At 65.7% G+C, this 21,948-nt stretch carries 17 protein-coding genes; 13 read left to right on the top strand and 4 right to left on the bottom strand.

Annotated features, from left to right (window positions below; translation table 11 throughout):
• Positions 1 to 9 precede the first annotated feature (9 nt).
• The 6 genes from D0T21_RS05935 to D0T21_RS05910 all read left to right on the top strand — a co-directional run bounded on the left by D0T21_RS05935 (position 10) and on the right by D0T21_RS05910 (position 5,947).
• On the top strand, positions 10 to 432 hold the full coding sequence (locus D0T21_RS05935) for a hemerythrin domain-containing protein (protein ID WP_116989124.1): 423 nt from the start codon (positions 10 to 12) through the stop codon (positions 430 to 432).
• Positions 433 to 441: 9 nt separating this feature from the next.
• Positions 442 to 2,319 (top strand): ATP-binding protein, encoded by a 1,878-nt coding sequence (locus D0T21_RS05930; RefSeq protein WP_116989123.1) that lies wholly within the window; start codon positions 442 to 444, stop codon positions 2,317 to 2,319.
• Entirely contained in the window at positions 2,316 to 3,521 is a 1,206-nt protein-coding gene (locus D0T21_RS05925) for an EAL domain-containing protein (protein ID WP_116989122.1), read from the top strand. Before D0T21_RS05930 ends, D0T21_RS05925 begins: the two co-directional genes overlap by 4 nt.
• A gap of 86 nt (positions 3,522 to 3,607) precedes the next feature.
• On the top strand, positions 3,608 to 4,048 hold the full coding sequence (locus tag D0T21_RS05920) for a carboxymuconolactone decarboxylase family protein (RefSeq protein ID WP_116989121.1): 441 nt from the start codon (positions 3,608 to 3,610) through the stop codon (positions 4,046 to 4,048).
• Between the two features lie 274 nt (positions 4,049 to 4,322).
• The gene (locus D0T21_RS05915; protein ID WP_116989120.1) at positions 4,323 to 5,525 is read left to right on the top strand and encodes a hypothetical protein; all 1,203 of its coding nucleotides are present in this window, start codon (positions 4,323 to 4,325) and stop codon (positions 5,523 to 5,525) included.
• 11 nt (positions 5,526 to 5,536) lie between these two features.
• Complete coding sequence (locus D0T21_RS05910) at positions 5,537 to 5,947, top strand: hypothetical protein (RefSeq protein ID WP_116989119.1); 411 nt, start codon at positions 5,537 to 5,539, stop codon at positions 5,945 to 5,947.
• A gap of 43 nt (positions 5,948 to 5,990) precedes the next feature.
• Here the strand turns inward: D0T21_RS05910 and D0T21_RS05905 are convergent, their stop codons facing one another.
• Together D0T21_RS05905 and D0T21_RS05900 are read right to left on the bottom strand one after the other, a co-directional pair.
• Complete coding sequence (locus D0T21_RS05905) at positions 5,991 to 6,893, bottom strand: carbohydrate kinase family protein (protein WP_116989118.1); 903 nt, start codon at positions 6,891 to 6,893, stop codon at positions 5,991 to 5,993.
• Between the two features lie 110 nt (positions 6,894 to 7,003).
• The gene (locus tag D0T21_RS05900; protein ID WP_229211348.1) at positions 7,004 to 8,350 is read right to left on the bottom strand and encodes an MATE family efflux transporter; all 1,347 of its coding nucleotides are present in this window, start codon (positions 8,348 to 8,350) and stop codon (positions 7,004 to 7,006) included.
• 194 nt (positions 8,351 to 8,544) lie between these two features.
• Between D0T21_RS05900 and D0T21_RS05895 the strand changes: the two genes are divergently transcribed.
• The 4 genes from D0T21_RS05895 to D0T21_RS05880 all read left to right on the top strand — a co-directional run bounded on the left by D0T21_RS05895 (position 8,545) and on the right by D0T21_RS05880 (position 17,033).
• The gene (locus D0T21_RS05895; protein WP_116989116.1) at positions 8,545 to 9,471 is read left to right on the top strand and encodes an ABC transporter substrate-binding protein; all 927 of its coding nucleotides are present in this window, start codon (positions 8,545 to 8,547) and stop codon (positions 9,469 to 9,471) included.
• 118 nt (positions 9,472 to 9,589) lie between these two features.
• On the top strand, positions 9,590 to 10,723 hold the full coding sequence (locus D0T21_RS05890) for an ABC transporter substrate-binding protein (RefSeq protein WP_229211347.1): 1,134 nt from the start codon (positions 9,590 to 9,592) through the stop codon (positions 10,721 to 10,723).
• Positions 10,723 to 14,853: an EAL domain-containing protein gene (locus D0T21_RS05885; RefSeq protein ID WP_116989114.1), complete on the top strand. Its 4,131-nt coding sequence runs from the start codon at positions 10,723 to 10,725 to the stop codon at positions 14,851 to 14,853. Before D0T21_RS05890 ends, D0T21_RS05885 begins: the two co-directional genes overlap by 1 nt.
• Positions 14,854 to 14,921: 68 nt before the next feature.
• Positions 14,922 to 17,033: a TonB-dependent siderophore receptor gene (locus D0T21_RS05880; protein WP_229211412.1), complete on the top strand. Its 2,112-nt coding sequence runs from the start codon at positions 14,922 to 14,924 to the stop codon at positions 17,031 to 17,033.
• A 12-nt stretch (positions 17,034 to 17,045) separates the two neighbouring features.
• Here the strand turns inward: D0T21_RS05880 and D0T21_RS05875 are convergent, their stop codons facing one another.
• Positions 17,046 to 17,909, bottom strand: coding sequence for a type 1 glutamine amidotransferase domain-containing protein (locus D0T21_RS05875; protein ID WP_116989113.1), 864 nt, complete (start codon positions 17,907 to 17,909; stop codon positions 17,046 to 17,048).
• 48 nt (positions 17,910 to 17,957) lie between these two features.
• Positions 17,958 to 19,601: a methyl-accepting chemotaxis protein gene (locus D0T21_RS05870; RefSeq protein ID WP_116989112.1), complete on the bottom strand. Its 1,644-nt coding sequence runs from the start codon at positions 19,599 to 19,601 to the stop codon at positions 17,958 to 17,960.
• A 187-nt stretch (positions 19,602 to 19,788) separates the two neighbouring features.
• Between D0T21_RS05870 and D0T21_RS05865 the strand changes: the two genes are divergently transcribed.
• The 3 genes from D0T21_RS05865 to D0T21_RS05855 all read left to right on the top strand — a co-directional run bounded on the left by D0T21_RS05865 (position 19,789) and on the right by D0T21_RS05855 (position 21,943).
• Complete coding sequence (locus D0T21_RS05865) at positions 19,789 to 20,046, top strand: hypothetical protein (RefSeq protein WP_116989111.1); 258 nt, start codon at positions 19,789 to 19,791, stop codon at positions 20,044 to 20,046.
• 113 nt (positions 20,047 to 20,159) lie between these two features.
• Complete coding sequence (locus D0T21_RS05860; RefSeq protein WP_116989110.1) at positions 20,160 to 21,374, top strand: SpoIIE family protein phosphatase; 1,215 nt, start codon at positions 20,160 to 20,162, stop codon at positions 21,372 to 21,374.
• Positions 21,375 to 21,385: 11 nt separating this feature from the next.
• A complete protein-coding gene (locus D0T21_RS05855; protein ID WP_116989109.1) occupies positions 21,386 to 21,943 on the top strand; it encodes a SiaB family protein kinase in 558 nt (185 codons plus the stop codon).
• Positions 21,944 to 21,948 lie beyond the last annotated feature (5 nt).

The raw sequence follows: 21,948 nt of genomic DNA, 5'->3' as shown, positions 1-21,948 counted from the left end.
GGAACCAACATGAACATCGACAAATTCAAACATCAGCACATCGACATCCTCAGCGCCATCGCCGACCTGCGCCGGCTGGTGCAATCCGGCATCGCCGAACACGCGGCCGACATCTCGCAGCGCATCGTCACCATGAGCGGCATCATCAAGCTGCACCTGGCCGTCGAGGACCGCGTGCTCTATCCTACACTGGAGGCCAGCGGCAACGCCGCGCTGGCCGGCATGAGCCAGCGCTACCGCCAGGAGATGGATGGCATCGGCGGCGAGTACCTGGGCTTCGCCGGCCGCTGGAACACGCCGCGCCAGCTGGCCGAACAGCCGGAAGCCTTCCGCGATGAAGCCAACCGCGTGCTCAAGACGCTGTACGAGCGCATGAAAAAGGAAGACCGCGAATTCTATCCCGCCATCGAATCGGCGCACGCCCTGGCCTGAGGCGCCTCCATGCACAGACTGGAACTGATGATGGACTCGGTGTCCGACGCCGTCGTCACCATCGACGCGCGCGGCGTCATCGAATACGTCAATCGCGGCGCCACTATCCTGTTCGGCTACGGCGGCGACGAGCTGCTGGGCCAGAACGTGTCGCTACTGATGTCCGCCCCCGAAGGCGCCCGCCACGACCGATACATCCAGTCCTACCTGAAGACCGGCCAGTCGAGGGTGATGAATCACAGCCGCAGCGTCACGGGCCGCCGCAAGGACGGCACGCCGGTGCCGCTCGACCTCACGCTCGGCCAGATGATGCAGGACGGCGAGCAGAAATTCACCGGCATCATGCGCGACGTCAGCGAACAACGCCGCCTGCAACAGCGCGCCGACGAGGCCAATCGCGCCAAGAGCGTGTTCCTGGCGACGATGAGCCACGAGATCCGCACGCCCATGAACGGCATACTGGGATCGCTGGAGCTGCTGGGCCTTTCGCGGCTGGACCGCGAGCAGCGCGAGACGGTGGCCATGGCGGAGCAGTCGGGCCGGGAGCTGCTGCGCATCCTGGACGATATCCTGGACTTCTCCAAGATCGAGGCCGGCCGCCTGGAGCTGCGCTCGGAACCGATTCCGCTGCGCGCGCAGGTGGTCGACAAAGTGATCGCCACCTACGCGACGCTGGCCGCGAAGAAGGGCCTGCATCTGCACAGCCGCGTGGACGCCTCAGTGGCGCCGTTGGTCGGCGCGGATCCCCTGCGACTGCGCCAGATCCTGCACAACTTCGTCAGCAATGCCTTGAAATTTACACTGGCCGGCAGCGTCGAGCTGTCGGTCGAGGTGCTCGACAAGCGCGCGCCGGACCGGCAAACCCTGCGCTTTGGCGTGCGCGACACCGGCATCGGCATCGCCAAGGCCGACCAGGCCCGCCTGTTCAAGCCCTTCGTCCAGGCCGAGGGTGACACTACGCGGCGCTTCGGCGGCACGGGCCTGGGGCTGGCGATCTGTCTGGGCCTGGCGGATAGCCTGGGCGGCGTCATCGCCATGCAGAGTGAACCCGGAATCGGCACCACGATGTCGCTCACACTGACGCTGCCGGTATGCGAAGACGCCGCAGGCCTTGCGCCCGACGTGCAGCGCCAGCCCGCAGCCCCGGCTGCCGCGCCATCGGTCGCCGAGGCCGAGCGCGGAGGCACGCTGATACTGGTGGTGGACGACCACGCCACCAACCGCAACGTGCTGCTGCGCCAGTTGCGCGCGCTGGGCTACGCCGCCGAAGGCGCCAGCGACGGCGCCGAAGCACTGCAGATGCTGGCCGCCGGCCGTCACGCCCTGCTCATCAGCGACTGCCAGATGCCGGTGATGGACGGCTACGCCCTCGCCCGCGCCATCCGCGCCGGCGGCAGCCGCTTGCCCATCATCGCCTGCACCGCCAACGCCTTCGCCAGCGACGCAGCACGCGCACTCGAAGCCGGCATGGACGACTATCTCGCCAAACCCAGTACCGTCGCCGCGCTCGGCGCCTTGCTGGACAGGTACCTGCCACTGCCCTCGCCGCCACTGGACGAAGCCCGGCTCGCCGAGCTGACCGGCGGCGACGCCGCCGTCCGCGACGACATCCTCGCCGACTTCCGCAACGATAACGACGCCGACGTCGCCGCGCTGCGGGCTGCCCAAGCCGCCGGCGGCACCACCGCCGTCATCCGCAGCGCGCACCGCATCTGCGGCGCCGCCCGAATGCTGGGCGCCACCGCCCTGGCCGAAGCCAGCGCCGCCATCGAACGCGATGCCCGCAGCGGCGCGGTCGCCACTGCGCCGTCGCCGGCCTGCCTGCGCTTCGACGCGGCACTAGCCGCATTCAACACCTACATGAGTCCCAACCAGTCATCGCCATGAACATCGAAAATCTTAACTTCCTGCTGGTCGAAGACCACGACTTCCAGCGCCGCTCATTGCAGCGCATCCTCACCGGCCTCGGTGTCGAGCAAATTACCGGGGTCGCCGACGGCCATGCGGCGCTGGCCGCGTTCGACGCCACCCATCATCCCTTCGACATCTGCATCATCGATCTCAACATGCCCGGCATGGACGGCATGGAGCTGATACGTCGCCTGGCCGAAGCCCGTAGCGAGGTGTCCGTCATCCTGTCCAGCGCGCAGGAGCACGCGCTGATTTCCTCGGTGGAGACAATGGCTCGGGCCTACGGCGTACGCCTGCTGGGCGCCATCGAAAAGCCGCCGACTCCGGCCGGCCTGCGGCGGCTGATCGACGGCTTCGGCGCGGCCGGACTACCGGCGCGCCGGCCCGGCGCCCCCGAGCCCACGCTGGCGGAGCTGCAAACGGCGCTGGCGCTGGGCCAGTTCGAGCCGTGGTTCCAGGCCAAGGCCGATCTGCGCGACGGCTCCATCCACAGCGCCGAGGCGCTGGCCCGCTGGCGCCATCCGGAGCGCGGCATGATCGCGCCCGATGCCTTCATCCCGCTGCTGGAGCGGCATGGACTGATCGACGGGCTGACCGCGCAGATCGTCGCCGGCACCGCGCTCGCGTGGCGTGCGTGGGACCGCGCAGGCCACCAGTATGCGGTGTCGATCAATCTGTCGTTGTCGTCGCTGGCCCGGCCGGGTTATGCCGAGGAGCTGGTGCGGGTGCTGGAGCAGCAGCAGATCGCACCGCGCCACATCGTCTTCGAAGTAACCGAATCGGCCGCCATGTCCGATCTGCCGCACAGCCTGGAAAACCTGGCGCGCCTGCGCATGAAGGGTTACGGCCTGTCGATCGACGACTACGGCACCGGCTACTCCAGCATGCAGCAGCTGCTGCGCATCCCGTTCTCGGAGCTGAAGATGGACCGTTCCTTCGTCACCGCCGCCGGCGACGATGAGGCGCAGCTGCTGATGCTGGCCTCCAGCCTGAAACTGGCACGTGAGCTGCACCTGGAATCGGTGGCCGAAGGCGTCGAAACCGCCGCCGACTGGCGCCTGCTGCGGGACCTTGAATGCCGCTACGCCCAGGGATATTTGATCGGCAAGCCGATGCCGGCCGACGACTTCATCGCCGGCGTGGCAGCCTGGCAAAGGGCCTATGCCGCCTTGGACTAGCGTTTTTACCCCGGATTGGCCTCCCGCAGGCCGTGATTGGTCTCCTAGAATGGACACACTTACCAACCACTCTGAAGGAACCCATCATGAACGTACGTACCGATTTCTACACCGCCTCGCCGGACGCGATGAAAGCCATGATCGCGCTGGAAGTCGCGGTCAATAAACTCGGCCTGGAGGCGCCGCTGCTGGAACTGGTGAAACTGCGCGCGTCGCAGATCAACGGCTGCGCCTTCTGCATCGACATGCACACCACCGACGCCCGCAAGGCCGGCGAAACCGACCGCCGCATGCACGGCGTGGCGGCCTGGCGCGAGACGCCATTCTTCACCGAACGCGAACAGGCCGCGCTGGCGTGGACCGAGGCGCTTACCCAGCTGTCCATCACCCACGCGCCGGACGCCGACTATGAACGCCTGCAATCCCAGTTCACGCCCAAGGAACAAGTGGACCTGACGCTGGCGATCAACACCATCAATTCATGGAACCGCCTGGGCGTCGGTTTCCGCAAAATGCCGGCGCTGTAAGGCGTCAACGGCCGGCGTCAATTGTGTCTTGCATGTTCAGGACAACAGGCGCCGCCGGCGGCATCAAAACCGCGCTACATCAAGCACATCCTTTATACAAGCTTGCCGTTTGCATCATGTGATACCGCTTCCATTCTGCAATTCGTTGCCTCGGAACAACGGAATTGTGACATTTTGTCATAAAAACACCCACCTTCTCCTTCCCCCGGTCCACACTAAATAAGGCGCACAACACCACAAAGACAGTCGCCACTAACCTAAGGAGGGGTACACGATGAAACAACCCAAGCTTGCATTGACAACTTTAGCAGTCCTGAGTGCCCTGGCAGCCAGCGCCCACGCGCAAGACGGCATGCCGATCACCGTCAGCGGATTCGGCACCGGCGCCCTGACCATGACCAATTCCGACCAGGCAGAATTCAACCGCGTCAACCAGGCCGCCGGCGTCGGCAAGGACGCCCGTCCCGGCGTCGATTCCAACCTGGGTATCCAGGCCACCGCCAAGTGGAGCGACACCATCTCCTTCACCGCCCAGGGCCTGGTGCGCAAAAACGGCAACAACGATCAATTCGGCGCCGAGCTGGCATGGGCCTTCGCAAAGTTCAAGATCAACGACGACTTCTCGCTGCGCCTGGGCCGCATCGGCCTGCCGGTGTACATGATCTCCGACGTGCGCAACGTCGGCTACGCCAACACCATGCTGCGCCCGCCCAATGAGGTGTACCGCCAGGTTACCGCCGACAACGCGGACGGCGGCGACATCACCTACCAGCACAGCTTCGGCGACACCACGGTGACGGCGCAGGCGGCGGTAGGCCGCACCAAGGTCCGCTCGCCGGGCAATTATTACGTCGAATTCAAGCCGGTGATCTCGACCCAGCTGGTGGTCGAGAACGGACCGTTCACCTATCGCCTGGGCCGCTCGCAGGCCAACTTCGGCCTGTTCGAAAACGCCAGCCTCAACGGCCTGGTGGCGACCTTGAACAAGGTCGGCCTGACGTCGGTGGCCAACGAAGTCAAGCTCACCGACATCAAGGGCACCTTCACCTCGGCCGGCATTGCGATGGACTACAACAACATCATCGGCCAGGCTGAATACGCCAAGCGCAAGACCGAATCACGCCTGGTGCAGGACACCAGCTCCTGGTACATCATGGCAGGCTACCGCTATGGCAAGTTCGTGCCCTTCATCGTGCACGGCGACGTCAAGCAGGACAGCATCCGCGACTTCTCCGGCATGCCGACCACCGGCCCGCTGGCCGCGCTGACCGCCGGTACCAATGCCGCCATCAAGGCCGGGCTGCAATCGACCACCGGCATCGGCCTGCGCTGGGACTTCTACAAATCGGCCGCGTTCAAGGTGCAGATGGACCGCATCAAAACGCGTGACGGCGCCGGCTACTTCCTCAATCCCAAACCGGGCTTTGCGGGCAGCACCGTCAATGTGTACGCCGCCGCCATCGATTTCGTCTTCTAAGGAGAATCCATATGAAAACGACAATCGGAAAAATGTTGTTGGCGGCTGGCGCCTGGCTGGCCATCGCCCCTGTGTTCGCGACGGAAATCGTCGTCATCGTCAGCCCGAAGAATCCGGCCACGCGCATGTTCGGCGAACAGGCGGCCCAGTTCTTCCTCGGCAAATCGACGCTGTTTACGCCGATCGAACATACCGACGGCCCGCTGCGCAACGAGTTCTATAAAAAAGTGCTGGACAAGGACTCCACGCAGGTCAAGGCCATCTGGTCCAAGCTGGTGTTCACCGGTAAGGCCAGCGCGCCGAAGGAACTGGGCTCCAGCGCCGACGTAAAGAAGGCCGTGGCGGCCGATCCGCAGGCCATCGGCTACATCGAGAAATCACAGGTCGACGACAGCGTCAAAGTGATCCTCACCGTGCCTTAATCCGGCACCATCTGCCCGAAAGTTGGATGCCAACTTTCGGGTTTCAAAGATAGCGCGCCAGCTCATCGAGCGACAGGCTGCGCTCCGCAGTACCAGGCACGCTGCAGGCGAAGGCGCCGGAGATGGCGCCCAGCCGCATGCAATCCTCGATCCCCATGCCTTGGAATTTTCCGTGCAAGAAGGCGCTGACGAAGGCGTCCCCCGCGCCATTGCTGTCGACCACGGGCAGGTCCAGCTTTGCGCAAGGCACATGCAGCACCTCGGCATCGCCACGCCGCAGCAGGTAGCTGCCTTGCGCGCCGGCCATCGCGATCACCATGCTCGCGCGTCCCGTCTCAAGTATCTCCCGCATCACCTGCTCATGCCGGCCGCGCAAGGCCGCAGTGCTGAGGAAGACCAGGTCGGAGCGCCGCGCGAAATCGTGATAGTAGGGATTGCTGCCATCCCAGTCATGCAAGTCGGTCGATACTGGCAGGCCGCAGGCAGCGGCGTCGTCATACCAATGGCGCGCCCAAGGCATGATGGTCAGGTGCAGATGCTGGGCGCGCTCCATATGCGGCAGATAGAAGTCGCGCTCCATGCACAAGTCGTCCGGATGGCGGCCGTCGTACAGCGACAGGCGGCGTCCGTCCGGCGACACCAGATTGACGCTGCGCCGCGTGCCGCTGGGGTGCACCACGCCATGGAATTCCAGGCCGCGCTCGCGGTAGCGCGCGTGGACCAGTTCCGCCTGCGCATCGGCGCCGATGAAGTCGAGCAGCACGGGACGATGTCCGAGCGCCTGCAAGCCAAGCGCCACGCCATTGCCGGTGTGGGCGACGTAATCGTGCACGGCGGGTACGTGGATGGAATCCGCCTCGGCCAGAGGCAGCGACGGCACCAGCACGATGGTGTCGATGCCGACACCGCCAGCAACCAGCACGCGCACGTCAGAAAGCTGTTGCATTACACACTCCCAGAGCGTTGAGAATGTAGCAAAATAACAGTCGATATTTATTCGGTCAACAACATTTCACTGATATTCCAGCAATAATGTAGCAAAATTACAAAATAGATCTAACCCTCGACCACGATCACCGGCCGCAAACGTTTGCGCGACGCCCGCGCATGCGGCACCCAGGCGTGGGTCTGCCAGCGGCGCCACATGATCAGGCCGCGTATCCATTCGTCGGCGGCGTAGGCGATCCACACGCCGGGCAAGCCCCAGCCCAGCACCACGCCCAGCAGCCAGCTGCCGCCGGCCAGCACCAGCAGCATCGACAAGGCGCCCGCCATCACCGGAAAGCGCGCGTCGCCGGCCGCGCGCAGCGCGTTGATCACCACCAGGTTGAAGGTGCGGCCCGGCTCCAGCAGCACGGTAATCCACAGCAGCGTGGCGCCGGCCGCGATGATTTCCTGGTCTTGCGTGAACCAGCCCAGAAGCCAGCGGCCCAGCAACGCGGCGCAGGCGGCGATCAGGATGCACACCACCAGCCCGCGCGCCAGCGATCGCCGCACCACGCCGTGCGCTTCCCGCAGCCGTCCGGCGCCGATCAGGTAGCCCACCACGATCTCCACCGCCAGCCCGGTGGCGATGGAGAACATCATCACCCCGCCCATCAGTTGCAGCACATAGGCTTGCGTGGCCAGCGACTTGGCGCCCAGCTCGGCCGCCGTCGCCACGCTGACCATGAAGGCCAGCCGCCAGGCGATGTTCTCGGCCGCGCCGGGCAGGCCGATATGCAGCACCGCGCCCAGTTCGCGGCGCGGCAAGCGCCACCAGTCGTCGCGCGCCACGCGGATGCCGAGGTGCACGCGCCACATCAGCAAATGCAGGGCCAGGCCGATGGCGCGGCTGATGGCCAGCGCGTACGCGTAGCCCGGCAGGCCCAGCGCCGGGATCGGGCCCCAGCCGTGCATCATCGGAATCGCCAGCGCCAGGTGAGTGACGTGCATGATCACCAGCACCACCAGCGTGTCGCGGGTGCGCAGGTGGGCCCGCATCACGCTGGCCATCGACGCATTCCACGCATCGAGCAGCATGGCCGGCGCCAGCGCCTGCAGCAGCGGCGCCGCCAGCGGCAGCACCTCGGCCGGCGCGTTCAGCAGATGCAGCAGGCCGTTCGCGCCCAGCAGCGCCAACAGGCCGGTGACGGCGCCCAACCAGGTGCTGGCGCCCACCACCGCGCAGGCCACCCGGTTGGCGGCCTCGCGCTGGCCGCCGCCCAGGTTCTGCGTGACCACCACGCTGACCCCGGCGCCGATGATGCGGAATAAAATGAACAGGGTGGCCGACACCTGGCTGGCGATGGCGAAAGCGCCGCCCGCCTCGTCCGAAATGCGCGACGCCAGGCCGGTGCCGATGACGCTGGAAGCGATCGCCAGGCCCAGCTCGACGAGCAAGGGCCAGGCAAGATTAAACATGGGCGGAGTGCGGATCGGCGTTTTGGCGGCGGGCATCTTGAGCTGGCAATAGGTGTTACAAATGAGTGTTGCGAATTGATCTTAGTTTACATCAACTGGAAGCGCTTTCACTGGCGCCATTGAAATAATCTATGGATGTAAAATCGTTAGCAAAGGATACACTTCCGCAGACTCAATACGCCACGACTATCATTGTGCGATTAACCATCACCGTCGTTGCCCTGTTATCCGCCCTGCTGCTGAGCTTACTCGGCGGGCGGGCCAACGCCCAGACGCTGACGGTGCTGTATCCCGACATCGGCGAACCCTACCGCACCGTGTTTGCCGAAATCCTCCAGGGCGTCGAAGATCAGAGCAAGGCCAAGCCGCGCGCGATCGCGCTGGGCGCCGGCAGCGACCTGAACGAACTGCGCAACACGCTCAAGAACGGCAAGGTCGTGATCGCCCTCGGCCGCCAGGGTTTGAAGGCGGCCGCCATGCTCGATCCGCCGCAGGGCGTGGTAGTCGGCGGCGTCGGCTCGGCGCCGGACGCCGATCGCCTCAACGGCATCAGCCTGGCGCCCGACCCGGCCCTGCTGTTCGGCATGCTCAAGACCCTGCTGCCTGCCATCCGTCGCGTGATCGTGGTCTACAACCCGGCCAGCAATGAGGCACAAATCCGCCTGGCGCGCGAGGCGGCCCGGGCGCTGGGACTGGAACTGGTCGCGCTGGAAGCGACCGACCTGGCCGGCGCCGCGCGCGCCTACGAAACCCAGTTCGCCGCCGCCGACGGCCACCGCGACGCCCTGTGGTTGCCGCAGGACGCCACCACCGTCGAGGAAACCACCATCCTGCCGCTGGTGTTGAAGGAATCCTGGAGCCGCAACCTGCCGGTATTTTCCAGCAGCGTACTGCACGTGAAAAAAGGCGTGCTGTTCGGCATGTACCCCAACAATGTGCAGCTGGGCCGCGACCTGGCCGCGCTGGCCCTGTCCGTGCAGAACGGCGAAATGCCGAAACACGGCGTGACACCGCTGCGGGCGGTGCGCAGCGCGCTCAACTCGCGCACGGCCAGCCACATCGGCCTAAATCTTGTCTCCAGCCAACAACGGAGCTTCGACGCGGTCTTCCCCGAGCCCTAGCGTTCAGGCCGCTAGCGGCGATTTTATTTCCGAATTGCAAAGTCTCGGCTTATACTATGAAAGCATCTTAACAGCGCCGTTCCTGGCGCCGTGGTAGCGATGCAGCAAAGATAGTATGATGAAAAACACAATATTTAAACTGCGGCGCTTGCGACGCGCCGGCGCCCTGCTGCTCGCCAGCGTCACCGGCGCGACGCACGCCGCCGGCGGCGTGCTGCCATCGAGCATCGCCCTGGTCAGCGCCAGCGCCGCCCACGGCGGCATGCTGATCGCTCCGGTCGAACAGATTCTGCCGCCGCCGCAGGCGCCGTTGCGCGCCGACGTACGCCCCGTCACCCTGGCCCAGCTGGAAGACCAGCTGCGCCGTCCCGAATTGCAGGCTTCGATCGGCAAGGGCAGCATCGCCGTCGTCTATCCAAATGTCGAGGAGCCGTTCCGCTCGGCCTTCATCGCCATGATCCAGGGTATCGAGGAGCGCACCAAGCTCAAGGTGCGCAGCTATCCGGTCGATCCGAAAATCGATACCGCCGAATTGAACGCCACGCTCAAGCGCAACGGCACCAAGGTGGTGATCGCGCTGGGCCGCCAGGGCTTGAACGCCACCGCCGGGCTGGACCGCGAGATCGCTGTGCTGGCCGGCGGCGTGCTGCTGCTGTCCGACGCCGAGAACGTGATGGGCATCAGCATGACGCCCGACCCGGCCATGCTGTTCTCGCGGCTGCGCGTGCTGCTGCCGGAGCTCAAGCGCGTGATCGTGGTCTACAACCCGCAAAAATCCGAATGGCTGGTCAAGCTGGCGCGCGAGGCGGCCAAGGCCCAGGGCCTGGAGCTGCAAACCCACGTGGCCGGCGACCTGGCGCGCGCGGCCCAGCTGTACACCCAGCTGATTGGCGCCGCCGACAACCGCCACGACGCCGTCTGGCTGCCGCACGACAGCACCACCGTCGAGGAAAGCACCATCCTGCCGCTGGTGCTGCGCGAATCGTGGAACAGCGGCGTGCCCCTGTTCTCCAGCAACGTGCTGCATGTAAAAAAAGGCGCGCTGTTCGCCATGGTGCCCGACAACGTCGAGCTGGGCCGCACGTTGGCGGCCTCGGCGCTGGGCGTGATCGCCGGCGATGTGCGGCGCCGTCCGCTGGTGCCGCTGCGCGAGCTGCAGACCGCCATCAATCTACGTACCGCCAGCCATATCGGCCTCAACCTGGGCGCATTGCAACAGCGCAGTTTCGACTTTGTCTACCCGCAGCCCTGATGATCTCCATAGTCCGTAACTTTCTCCGTCGTACCGGTTTCCAGCGCCAACTGACGGTCATCGTCTCGGCCGCCATCCTGGGCCTGGCCGTGTTTTCGGCGCTGATGAATTCGTGGGAAGCCAATGCCCGCATGCGCGACTACTTCATCGGCCAGGGCCAGCGCGTGGCCGACAACCTCGCCCGCCAGAGCACGCTGGCGCTGCTGTTCCACTCGGCCGAGAACGCCCGCGAAGTGGTCAACTCCACACTCTCCTTCCCCGACGTGGCGGCGCTGCAGATCATGGACGCCAGGCGCAAGGTCTTGCTGTCCAAGGTGGTGGCCGGCGCCACGCTGGACGTCGCCAACCTGAACAAAGTGGTGCCGGCGCACGCCGGCCTGGTCGGCGAAACCGCCGACGGCTGGCTGTTCGCCGCGCCGGTGTACGGCGGCCAGAGCGAAGCCTCGCCCTTCGAATTGCAGGAACACCAGCAGCAACTGCTGGGCTACGTCCACGTGCAGATCGCCAAAAACACGCTCAAGCAGCTGACCTGGTCGCTGTTGCTGGGCAACCTGGCGCTGACCTTGTCGTTCGCCGTGGTGCTGCTGGTGCTGGGCCGCCTGCTGACGCGCCACATGATCGACCCGCTCAACGCGCTGTCGACGCTGATGCGCCGCGCCGAGTCGGGCGAATCGGGCATGCGCGCCGCGCCCGCCGGCCCGCGCGACCTGATCGAGATGGCGCACGCCTTCAACCAGATGATGAACGTGCTGGAACAGCGCGAGGCCGAGCTGAAGGAATCGCGCGACGCCGCCGTCAACATGGCGCAGATGAAGGCGCAGTTCGCCGCCACCGTCAGCCATGAGGTGCGCACACCGCTCAACGGCGTGGTCGGCATGCTCGACATGCTCAAGGAAACCCGCCTCACGCCGCGCCAGCAGGAATTCGTCGACGTGGCATGGAACTCTTCGCGCACGCTGATCGCGCTGATCAACAACATCCTCGACTTCTCCAAGATGGAAGCGGGCAAGCTCAAGCTGGAAGAGACCGAGTTCTGCCTCGGCACCCTGCTGTCCGAGGTGCTGGAACTGGTGGCCCGTCCCGCGCAGCAGAAGGCCGTGGCGCTGAACTGGAGCATCGCGCCCGACGTGCCGGTGCGCATCGCCGGCGATTCGCTGCGCCTGCGCCAGATCCTCATCAACCTGATCGGCAACGCCGTCAAATTCACCGAGCAGGGCGAAGTGGCGGTCGGCGTGGCGCTGGCGCCCGGCGCCGAATTCGGCCTGCGCTTCGAAGTGCGCGACACCGGCATCGGCATGAGCGAGGAAGTCCGCCGCCACCTGTTCGAAGCCTATGTGCAGCCGGACCCGAGCACCACGCGCCGCTACGGCGGCACCGGCCTCGGCCTGGCCATCTGCAAGCAGCTGGTCGAGCTGCTGGGCGGCCGCATCGGTGTCGACAGCGTCAACGGCACCGGCACCACCTTCCACTTCACGATACGCTGCCGTCCGGCGCAGCAGCAGGTGGCGAGCCCGCCGCTGCCGATGCGCCCGCCAGTCGGCGCACCGACGCCGGCCTCGGCGCCGCTGCCCACGCTAAGCCCGGTCCCGATGCCGGAGCGCCAGTTCCGCGTGCTGGTGGCCGAAGACAACCGCACCAACCAGATGGTGGCCGCCGGCATGCTGGCGATGAACGGCTGCGTCTGCGAATTCGCCGCCGACGGCGTGGAAGCGGTGCGCGCCGCCCAGCGCGAACGCTTCGACCTGATCCTGATGGATTGCAGCATGCCGGAAATGGACGGCTACGAAGCTACCGCCCACATCCGCCTGGCCGAGCTGGCCATGGGCCGGCGCACGCCGCTGGTGGCGATGACCGCCAACACCCAGGTCGGCGACGCCGAAAAATGCCTGGCCGCCGGCATGGACGACTACCTGGCCAAGCCGATCACGCTGGTGGAACTGCGCCAGAAACTGGAAAAATGGCTGCCCCACGGTGGCCCGCTGAACGCCCCCGTCCACCAGGCCGCGCCGGCCGCCGTGGCCAGCGAGCCGCGCGCATACGGCGGCCCCTGCCCGGTCGATCCGGCCGTGTTCGACAAGCTGCGGGAAGTGCTGGGCGATACCCTGCCGCATGCCGTCACGCCCTATCTGGAAGACACGCCGGCCTGCCTGGACGAGCTGGAAAAAGCGGTGCGCGCCGGCGACATGGCCACCGCCCGCATCCGCGCCCATGCGCTCAAAGGCGCGTCCGGCAACTTCGGCGCCGAGACGCTGGCCCAGCTGGCCCAGCAAGCCGAACACTACGCCGCCGAGCAGCAGCCTGAACAGATCGCGCCGTTGCTGGCGCCGCTGCGCGCCCACTACGAAGCGCTGGCCGCCTTCCTCTACGCCGAGATCAGCGACGCCACCCCGCTGGCCCCGCTGCCCGGCGACGACCGCCCGCAAGTGCTGGTGGTGGACGACGACCGCAGCACCCGCAGCACCTTGCGCCACACCTTGCAGCGCGACGGCTTCCACGTCGAAGAGGCGGCCAACGGCGCCGAGGCGCTGGCGATGCTGGCGCGCTTCCAGCCCGACGTCATCCTGATGGACGCGATGATGCCGGTGATGGACGGCTTCACCGCCTGCGCCCGCATGCAGGAACTGCCCAACGCCGGCGCCGTGCCGGTGCTGATGATCACCGCGCTGCAGGACAATTCCTCGGTCGAGCGCGCCTTCGCCGCCGGCGCCAGCGACTACATCCCCAAGCCCATCCACTACGCCGTGCTGTCGCAGCGGGTGCGCCGCATCATCGAGGCCAACCGCGCCGAGAAGCGCATCCGCCACCTGGCCTACAACGATGTGCTGACCAACCTGCCCAACCGCACGCTGTTCTTCGAACTGCTGGCCGCCAGCATCGACCAGGCGCGCCAGGCCGGCGACGGCCAGCAGGTGGCCGTGCTGTTCATGGACCTGGACCGTTTCAAGTACGTCAACGACAACCTCGGCCATGACGTCGGCGACCGCCTGCTGCAGGCGGTGGCCCAGCGCGTGCGCCACACGGTGCGCGCCGACGACGCCGTGGCCCGCCTGGGCGGCGACGAATTCACCGTCGTGCTCAACGAGCTCGACAGCCCGGCCGCCGCCGCCACCGCCGCCCACAACATCGTGCGCGTGCTGTCGGCGCCGTTCCCGATCGACGGCCACGACATCTTCGTCACCGCCAGCGTCGGCATCGCCATGTATCCGCACGATGGCGCCGACGTCGCCACCCTGGTCAAGCACGCCGACAGCGCCATGTATCGCGCCAAGCGCACCAACACCGGCTTCCAGTTCTACGAAGCGTCGATGGAGCATTCGATCTCCGAGCACGTGCGGCTGGAGAGCGACCTGCGCCGCGCCATGGAACAGCAGCACCAGCTGGAAGTGTTCTACCAGCCGCAGGCCTGCCTGGACAGCGGCAAGATCATCGGCATGGAGGCGCTGGTGCGCTGGCGCCATCCGACGCGCGGCATGATACCGCCGGTGGACTTCATCCCGCTGGCCGAGGAAACCGGCCTCATCAATCCATTGGGCGACTGGGTGCTGCGCACCGCCTGCGCCCAGCTGCAGCAGTTCATCTGCGCCGGCCTGCCGCCGATGCGGGTGGCGGTCAACCTGTCGGTGCGCCAGTTGCTGCAAAAGGATTTCGCCGCCTCGGTCGAAGCCGTGCTGGCCGACACCGGCCTGCCGCCGCATTTGCTGGAACTGGAGATCACCGAAAGCACGCTGATGGAAAACGCCCAGGACACGCTAGCCGCGCTGCACCGCCTGCACTCGCTGGGCGTGCGCCTGTCGATCGACGACTTCGGCACCGGCTATTCCTCGCTGTCCTACCTGAAGCGCTTCCCGGTCGACATCATCAAGATCGACCGCTCCTTCGTGCGCGACGTGCCGCAGGACGCCGACGACGCCGCCATCATCAGCGCCATCATCGCGCTGGCCCACAGCCTGCGCCTGGAAGTGGTGGCCGAAGGCGTGGAAACCGAGGCCCAGCTGCAGTTCCTCAAGGGCCGCGAGTGCGACATGATGCAAGGCTTCTACCTCAGTCCCGCAGTGCCGGCCGAGCAATTCGCCGAACTGGTACGACGACATGTAGACACGGCTACAACAGTTACAGCAAGGATCTGCTGATATTTACCCCGGCTCAACAACGGGCAAGCTAGAATTAAAAAAACGTAACAGGAGATAGCATTTTGAAAGTGTTGAGCGCCCAACGGCTGTATCTGACCGCGGCACTCACCCTACCGCTGGTGGCAGTGCACGGCATGGCCCAGGCCGATCCTGTGACGGAAGAAGATGAACTGGCGCTGGTCTACGGTTCCAGCGATAGCGTCAGCATCGCCACCGGCAATCTGCAAACGCTGCGGCGCGCGCCGGCCGTGGCCACGGTGATTACGGCGGCCGACATCGCCGCCATGGGCGCCACCGACCTGGATCAGGTGCTGGAAAGCGTGCCCGGCGTGCACGTCAACCGCACGCCCAACAGCAGCTCGCCGCTGTATGTGGTGCGCGGCATCGTCAGCGCCTACACCCCGCAAATCCTGATACTGCAAAACGGTGTGCCCATCACCACGGCTTACGTCGGCAACAAGGGCAACATCTGGGCCGGCTATCCGCTCGAACACATCGCCCGCATCGAGATCATCCGCGGCCCCGGTTCGGCGCTGTACGGCTCCGACGCTTTCTCCGGCGTCATCAACCTGATCACCAAGGGCCCTGGCGAAGTGCCGGGTACCGAGCTCGGCGCCCGCACCGGATCCTATAAAACCCGTGACGCCTGGCTGCAACACGGCGGCAAGCTTGGCCCGGTCGAGGTGGCAGCCTACCTGCGCGCAGGCCAGACCGACGGCAACGACCGCACCCTCGACGCCGACGCCCAGAGCCGCAACGACACGCTGTTCAAGACCCACGCCAGCCTGGCGCCCGGTCCGCTCAACAATCAGTACAAGGCCATCGACGGCAACCTCGACCTGATCTATGGCCAGTGGCGCGCGCGCTTCGGCTACAAGAAGCGCTACGACATGGGCACCGGCGCCGGCATCGCCTCTGCGCTGGACCCGGTGGGCCGCCAGCAAAGCGAACGCATCACCAGCAACCTGGCCTGGGCCGACCCGCAACTGACGCGCGACTGGGGCCTGGGCGCCAGTCTCAGCACGCAACAATATTCGCAGGAAGTGAACACCTGGTACCATTTGCTGCCGCCAGGCGCGACCTTCCCGACCGGCACCTTCACCAACGGCATGATCGGCGTGCCGGAGACCTGGGAGCGCACCTACCGCCTGTCCGGCTATGCCGACTACAGCGGCTTCCACGATCACCACCTGCGCATCGGGCTAGGCCACGACGATATCGACCTGTACCGCGTCCATGAATGGCGCAACTTCAACTACGCGGCCAATGGCACGCCGATTCCGCTGCCGGCGGTGATCGACGCCACCAACACCACGCCCTTCCTGCGCCCGCAGCGGCGCAAGATCGACTACCTGTACCTCCAGGACGAATGGAATCTGGCCAAGGACTGGAACCTGACGGCCGGCGTGCGCCATGACCACTACTCGGACTTCGGCGGCACCACCAATCCGCGCCTGGCGCTGGTGTGGGACGCCAGCTTCGACCTGACCGCCAAGCTGCTGTACGGCCGCGCCTTCCGCGCGCCGGCCTTCCTGGAAAGCTATGGCATCAGCAATCCGGTCGCGCTGGGCAATCCGAACCTGAAGCCGGAACGCAACGCCACCACCGAGATGACCTTCAACTGGCAGGCCCGCACCGACGCCACCGTCAACCTGACCTTCTATCGCTACGATATGAAGAACATCATCCGCACCGTGCCCAATGTGGTGCCGGGCACCGGCGCCACCTACGCCAACACCGGCGACCAGAAAGGCCACGGCATCGAGATCGAATCGAACTGGACCGTGACGCGCGACCTGCGCCTGGCGGGCAACTACGCATGGCAGCGTTCCATCGACCAGACCACCCATACCGACGCCGGCTATGCGCCGCGCCATCACGCCTTCGGCCGTGGCGACTGGACCTTCGCCAGCGGCTACCAGGCTGGCGCGCAGCTGAACTGGGTGGCGGGCCGCGTGCGCGCCTTCGGCGACGCCCGTCCGGCGATCTCCGACTACACCACCGTCGACCTGACCCTGGCGACGCGCGCAGGCCGCAACCAGTGGAACTTCGCGCTGGCGCTGCGCAACGCCTTCAACACCGATGTGCGCGAGCCCAGCCCGGCGCCCGGCCTGAGCCTGCCGCACGACCTGCCGATGGCGCCGCGCACCATCTCGCTGCAGGCCTCGTACAAGATGTAAGCTCCGCCACCGCTACGCCAGCATGTCGGCGTAGCGGCGCGCGAAGGTGTGCACATCGCCCGGCCAGCGCGCCGACAGATAATTCCCATCCTGCACCACCCAGGCCGCGCGGTCGTCGCCCGCACGGTCGCGCACCAGGCCGCCCGTCTTGCGCAGGTAGTCCGGTGTGCCGGGCGGGACATCGACAAAATCGGCCTCCGCCGCCAGCGCGCGCTTGACCTCCTGCTCCACACTCCAATAGCCGGCGGGTTCGCCTTTGCTTTCGCCGTAAGTGCGATAGTAGCCGGGGTCCCAGAAGCGGGCCAGGAAGCGCGTCAGGTCCCAGGCGCTGCGTTCCAGCTTCCACGTCAGCGCCGTGGTCTTGCGGCCGTACAGCACCGAACGCTGGGTGCGCGGCGAGATCGAGCGGGCCGCCAGCAGCACGCCGTGGCAGACCGCCGCCACCGGTTTGCCGCTATCGAAGAACTCCGCCACCAGGGTTTGCAAAACCTTGTCTTCCAGGTAGGGCCGCATGCCCTTGGCGTGACCGCCCGGCAACAGCAGCGCATCGTACTGCGCCGCGTTCAAATCCTGGAAGCGTTTGGGTTGCAAAAATGCCGGATCCAGCTCCAGTGCGGCGTAAGCCTGGCGGCCGTAATGATCGGCGCGCAGCATCAGGCCAAACAGTCGCAGCTTGCGCAGGCCAGGCAGCCAGCCCCACGGGTCCAGGCCTTCGCCGCTGAGCATCATCGGATCGGCGTGGCCGCGCGTGCCGTCCACGGTGGCGAACTCGATATGGTGGCCGGCGTCGCGCAGGATGCGCCAGCTCAGCGCGACCTCGGTCGGGTCGAAGTCATGCAGTGGAATCGGGATCAGGATGCGGCGGGAATTGGTCATGGCATGAACGCGTGGTTTGCACGCGTCCATTCTACAGGCCATCCGTATTTATGCGGCCTTGCGCATCGTTCCATTTGACGGCGCCGGCAATGCGGCACGCGAAGCGACGGCAGGGAATGCCCGCACCGTGTTCTTGCTCCAGCCCTCGGCATCGACCTTGAACGAGCCCACCAGCTGCGCCAGTTCGCGCGCCTGGTCCTGCATCGCATCGGCAGCGGCTGCCGCTTCCTCCACCAGCGCGGCGTTCTGCTGCGTGACATCGTCCATGTCGCCGATGGCGGCGGTGACCTGTTCAATGCCGTGCTCCTGCTCGGCGCTGGCGGCGCTGATGGCCGACATGATGCCGGTCACCTTCTCCACGCTCAGCACGATTTCCTCCATCGTGGCGCCGGCCGCTTGCGCCAGTTCGCTACCGTTGGCGATGCGCTCGGCGGACTCGTTGATCAGCAGCTTGATCTCCTTGGCCGCGCTGGCCGAACGCTGGGCCAGGTTGCGCACCTCGGACGCCACCACGGCGAAACCACGGCCCTGTTCGCCGGCGCGTGCCGCCTCCACCGCAGCATTCAACGCCAGGATATTGGTCTGGAAGGCGATGCTGTCGATCACGCTGGTGATGTCGACGATCTTGTGCGCGTAGGCGTTGATGCTGGCCATGGTCTGCACCACCTCGGACACCACCTTGCCGCCCTTGCCCGCCACCGCCGACGCCGATTCCGCCAGGCGGTTGGCCTGGCGCGCGTTGCCGCTGTTCTGCTTGACCGCCGAGGTCAACTCGACCATCGCCGACGCCGTCTCCTGCAGCGCGCCGGCCTGATGCTCGGTGCGGCGCGACAAATCCATATTGCCCTTGGCGATCTCGCGCGAGGCGGCGTCGATAGCCACCGCGCCGTCGCGCACGCGGCCGACGGTATCGGCCAGGCGGCCGGTCATGTGGCTGAGCGCATCGAACAGCTGGCCGATCTCGTCGCTGCGGCCGTGCTGGATGGCGACATGCAGCTCGCCTGCGGCCACCTGCTCGGCCAGCGCCACCGCCTGCGTCAGCGGACGCACGATGCTGCGGGTCAGCGCCAGCGCCAGCCCCGCGCCCAGCACCAGCGACGCCAGGCCCAGACCGGCCAGCATCGCGCGGCTGCCCTCGAACTGGCTGGCGGACTCTTCGGCCAGCGCCTGCGCTTGCTGCGTCTGATAAGCCAGCAGCTTGCCCAGCGCGCCGGTGTAGGCCTGGAACACGGCGGCCATCTTGTTGTCCAGCAGATCGCCCACTTCCTGGGTGCGGCCGCTGTCCTTCAGCTTGAACAGTTCGGCGCGCAGCGCCAGGTAGGCGGCCTTCTTGCCCGCCACGGTACGCAGCAATTCGGTTTCCGCACCCTGCGCCGGCATCGCCATGAGCTTGGCTTCCAGGGCAGTGGCCAGCTTCTCGCCGGCGGTCAGCTGGGCCTGGAAGATGTCGCCGACTTCCAGGCTGTCGCTGCGGGCGATGGAGGTGGCGCGCAGGCCGTTCAACTCGGTCATGCCCAGCAGCTCGGAGGTCAGCTGCTGCCTGGCCAGCTTCTGGTTGACCAGGTTGGAGGTGGTGTCATTGGCCGTCTGCAAGCGCCACAAGGCGACGCCGGACATGCAGGCCATCAGGAACAACAGCGCGGCGAACGAGGCCATCACACGAACAGCAGTATTGAGTTGGGGGATTTTCATGACGTTTCGGAAAGAGAAGTGCGGTTCGCACAAGATGAGTGTGAATATACGCGCCGAATGTGACCGGGATATTACCGCACGGCAACTTATTCACATATGTTTATGCGGAAACAATATATATTTTTCAAGAGCAATATTTTGCCGAATACGTATATACTGCTTTGACCACTTGCCTCCTCTGAAAATCGTGAGCAAACTCCCCGCCGCCGAAGCCGAACTGCTGCAATCCGAACAAGACGCCCTGCTCGCGCTGAGCAAGTTGTTGCGCATCTGGTACAGCGAGGCCGGCCTGCACGGCATGCTGCGCTCGCTCGACGCGACGCTGGCGCAGTGCCACGCCATCCGCGACGAGTTCGCCACCGAGAGCGAGGACCAGCGCCTGGACGCCGAACGGGGCGCCATCAGCCAGCACCTGAGTTTCATGCTGTCGCTATGCGCAGACTGATAACATACTTTTCTTTTGGTTAAGATGTAATCGGCCCGTAACAATTTCCCATTAGCATTACCGGCACTGTAGTCAACCAAAGGTTACTGGCCGTGGAGTTCAATGCCTCTCGTTTGCACCTGCCCCGTTTTCGCCTGTCCGTCGCCGCCGACCTGTGCGTAGAGACGGTCTCGGTGCTGTCCGACACCAGCAATTTCAGCGTGCTGGAACTGTTCACCGAGCGCCGCGACCTGATGAGCTTGCCGGTGCTGGAAAGCGACCGCCCTATCGGCCTCATCAGCCGCAACATCTTCATGTCGCAGATGTCCAAGCCCTTCTACCATGAGCTGTACGGCAAGAAGAGCTGCATCGCCTTCATGGACAAGGAACCGCTGATCGTCGATGCCGCCATGAGCATCGAGGCGCTGACCTTCCGCGCCGTCGAATCGGGCGAGAAGGCGCTGGCCGACGGCTTCATCGTCACCCGCGACGGCGGCCTGGCCGGCGTCGGCTTCGGCTTGCAGCTGATGAACGTGGTGGCCAATATGCAGGCCGAGAAGAACCGCCAGATCATGCACAGCATCGACTACGCCAGCGTGATCCAGCGCTCGCTGCTGCGCCCTTCCGACCTGGCGCTGGCCGACACGCTGCGCGACGCCCATCTGGAATGGCAGCCGCGCGACGTGGTCGGCGGCGACTTCTATCACTTCGCGCGCTACCCGGACGGCTGGTTCGCCGCCATCGCCGACTGCACCGGCCATGGCGTGCCGGGCGCCTTCATGACCCTGATCTCCTCGTCGACTTTGGCGCAGGCCTTGCAGCAACTGGGCCCGCGAGATCCGGCCGCGTTGATCGCCGAGGTCAATCGCGGCGTCAAGAGCATGCTGGGCCAGGTCGATGAACGCCACAGCCAGCACGGTGCCCCGGCCTCCAACGACGGCATGGACGCCGCCTTCCTGTGGTTCGACAACGCCAGCCGCCAGCTGCATTTCGCCGGCGCCAAGCTGCCGCTGTTCCAGCTCGACCCGGACCAGCAGGCGGTGCAAACGGTGGACGGCGAGCGCATGGGCGTGGGCTACGTCGACACGCCGCTGGACTACGCCTGGACCAACAAGATCATCACCATCCCGGAACGCAGCCTGCTGTTCCTGACCACGGACGGCCTGATCGACCAGATCGGCGGCCCCAAGGAAATCGCCTACGGCAAGCGCCGCATGCGCGACGTGATGCTGGCCCAGCGCGGCGCTGGCGCGCGCGACGTCAGCGACGCCATGCTGGCCGACTACCAGGCCTGGCAAGGCGAACAGCCGCGCCGCGACGACCTGACCTTTTTCTGTTTCCGCCCATAGGAGCGCCGATTTTGCTGTACGAAGAATTCAACGATTTCTGGGATGTGGCCCGCAAGCGCCACATCATCTTTTTCTACGTGGGCTATTTCTCGCAGCACGTGGTGGCCGCCATTTCCGAGACCATCAAGGCGCGACTGGACACGGCCGGCGCGGCGGGGCCGACGCGCCGCCGCATCTTCTCGTCCTTCGTCGAAATGTCGCAGAACATCATGCACTACTCGTCGGACACGCTGACGCCGCACGAACAAAGCGACAACCAGATGCGCCGCGGCTCCTTCTGCATCGGCATGAAGGACGACAGCTTCTTCCTGCTGTGCGCCAATCCGGTCGACAACGCCAACGTGGATCGCATCCGCAGCCGCCTGGAGCCGCTGCACACGATGACGATGGAAGAGATCAAGTCCGCCTACAAGAAGGCGCTGCGCGACGAGACGCCGGCCGACAGCAAAGGCGCCGGCCTGGGTTTCCTGACCATGGCGCGCGACGCCAGCGAACCGCTGGAGTTCGAGTTTGTACAGGAAGCGAACCATCCGGACACCACGGTGTTCTGCATCAAAGCGATCATTTAAATAAG

The sequence above is a fragment of the Duganella sp. BJB476 genome, assembly GCF_003416895.1.
Classification (GTDB): Bacteria; Pseudomonadota; Gammaproteobacteria; order Burkholderiales; family Burkholderiaceae_D; genus Rugamonas.
This window is presented reverse-complemented; position numbering and strand designations above follow the sequence as displayed.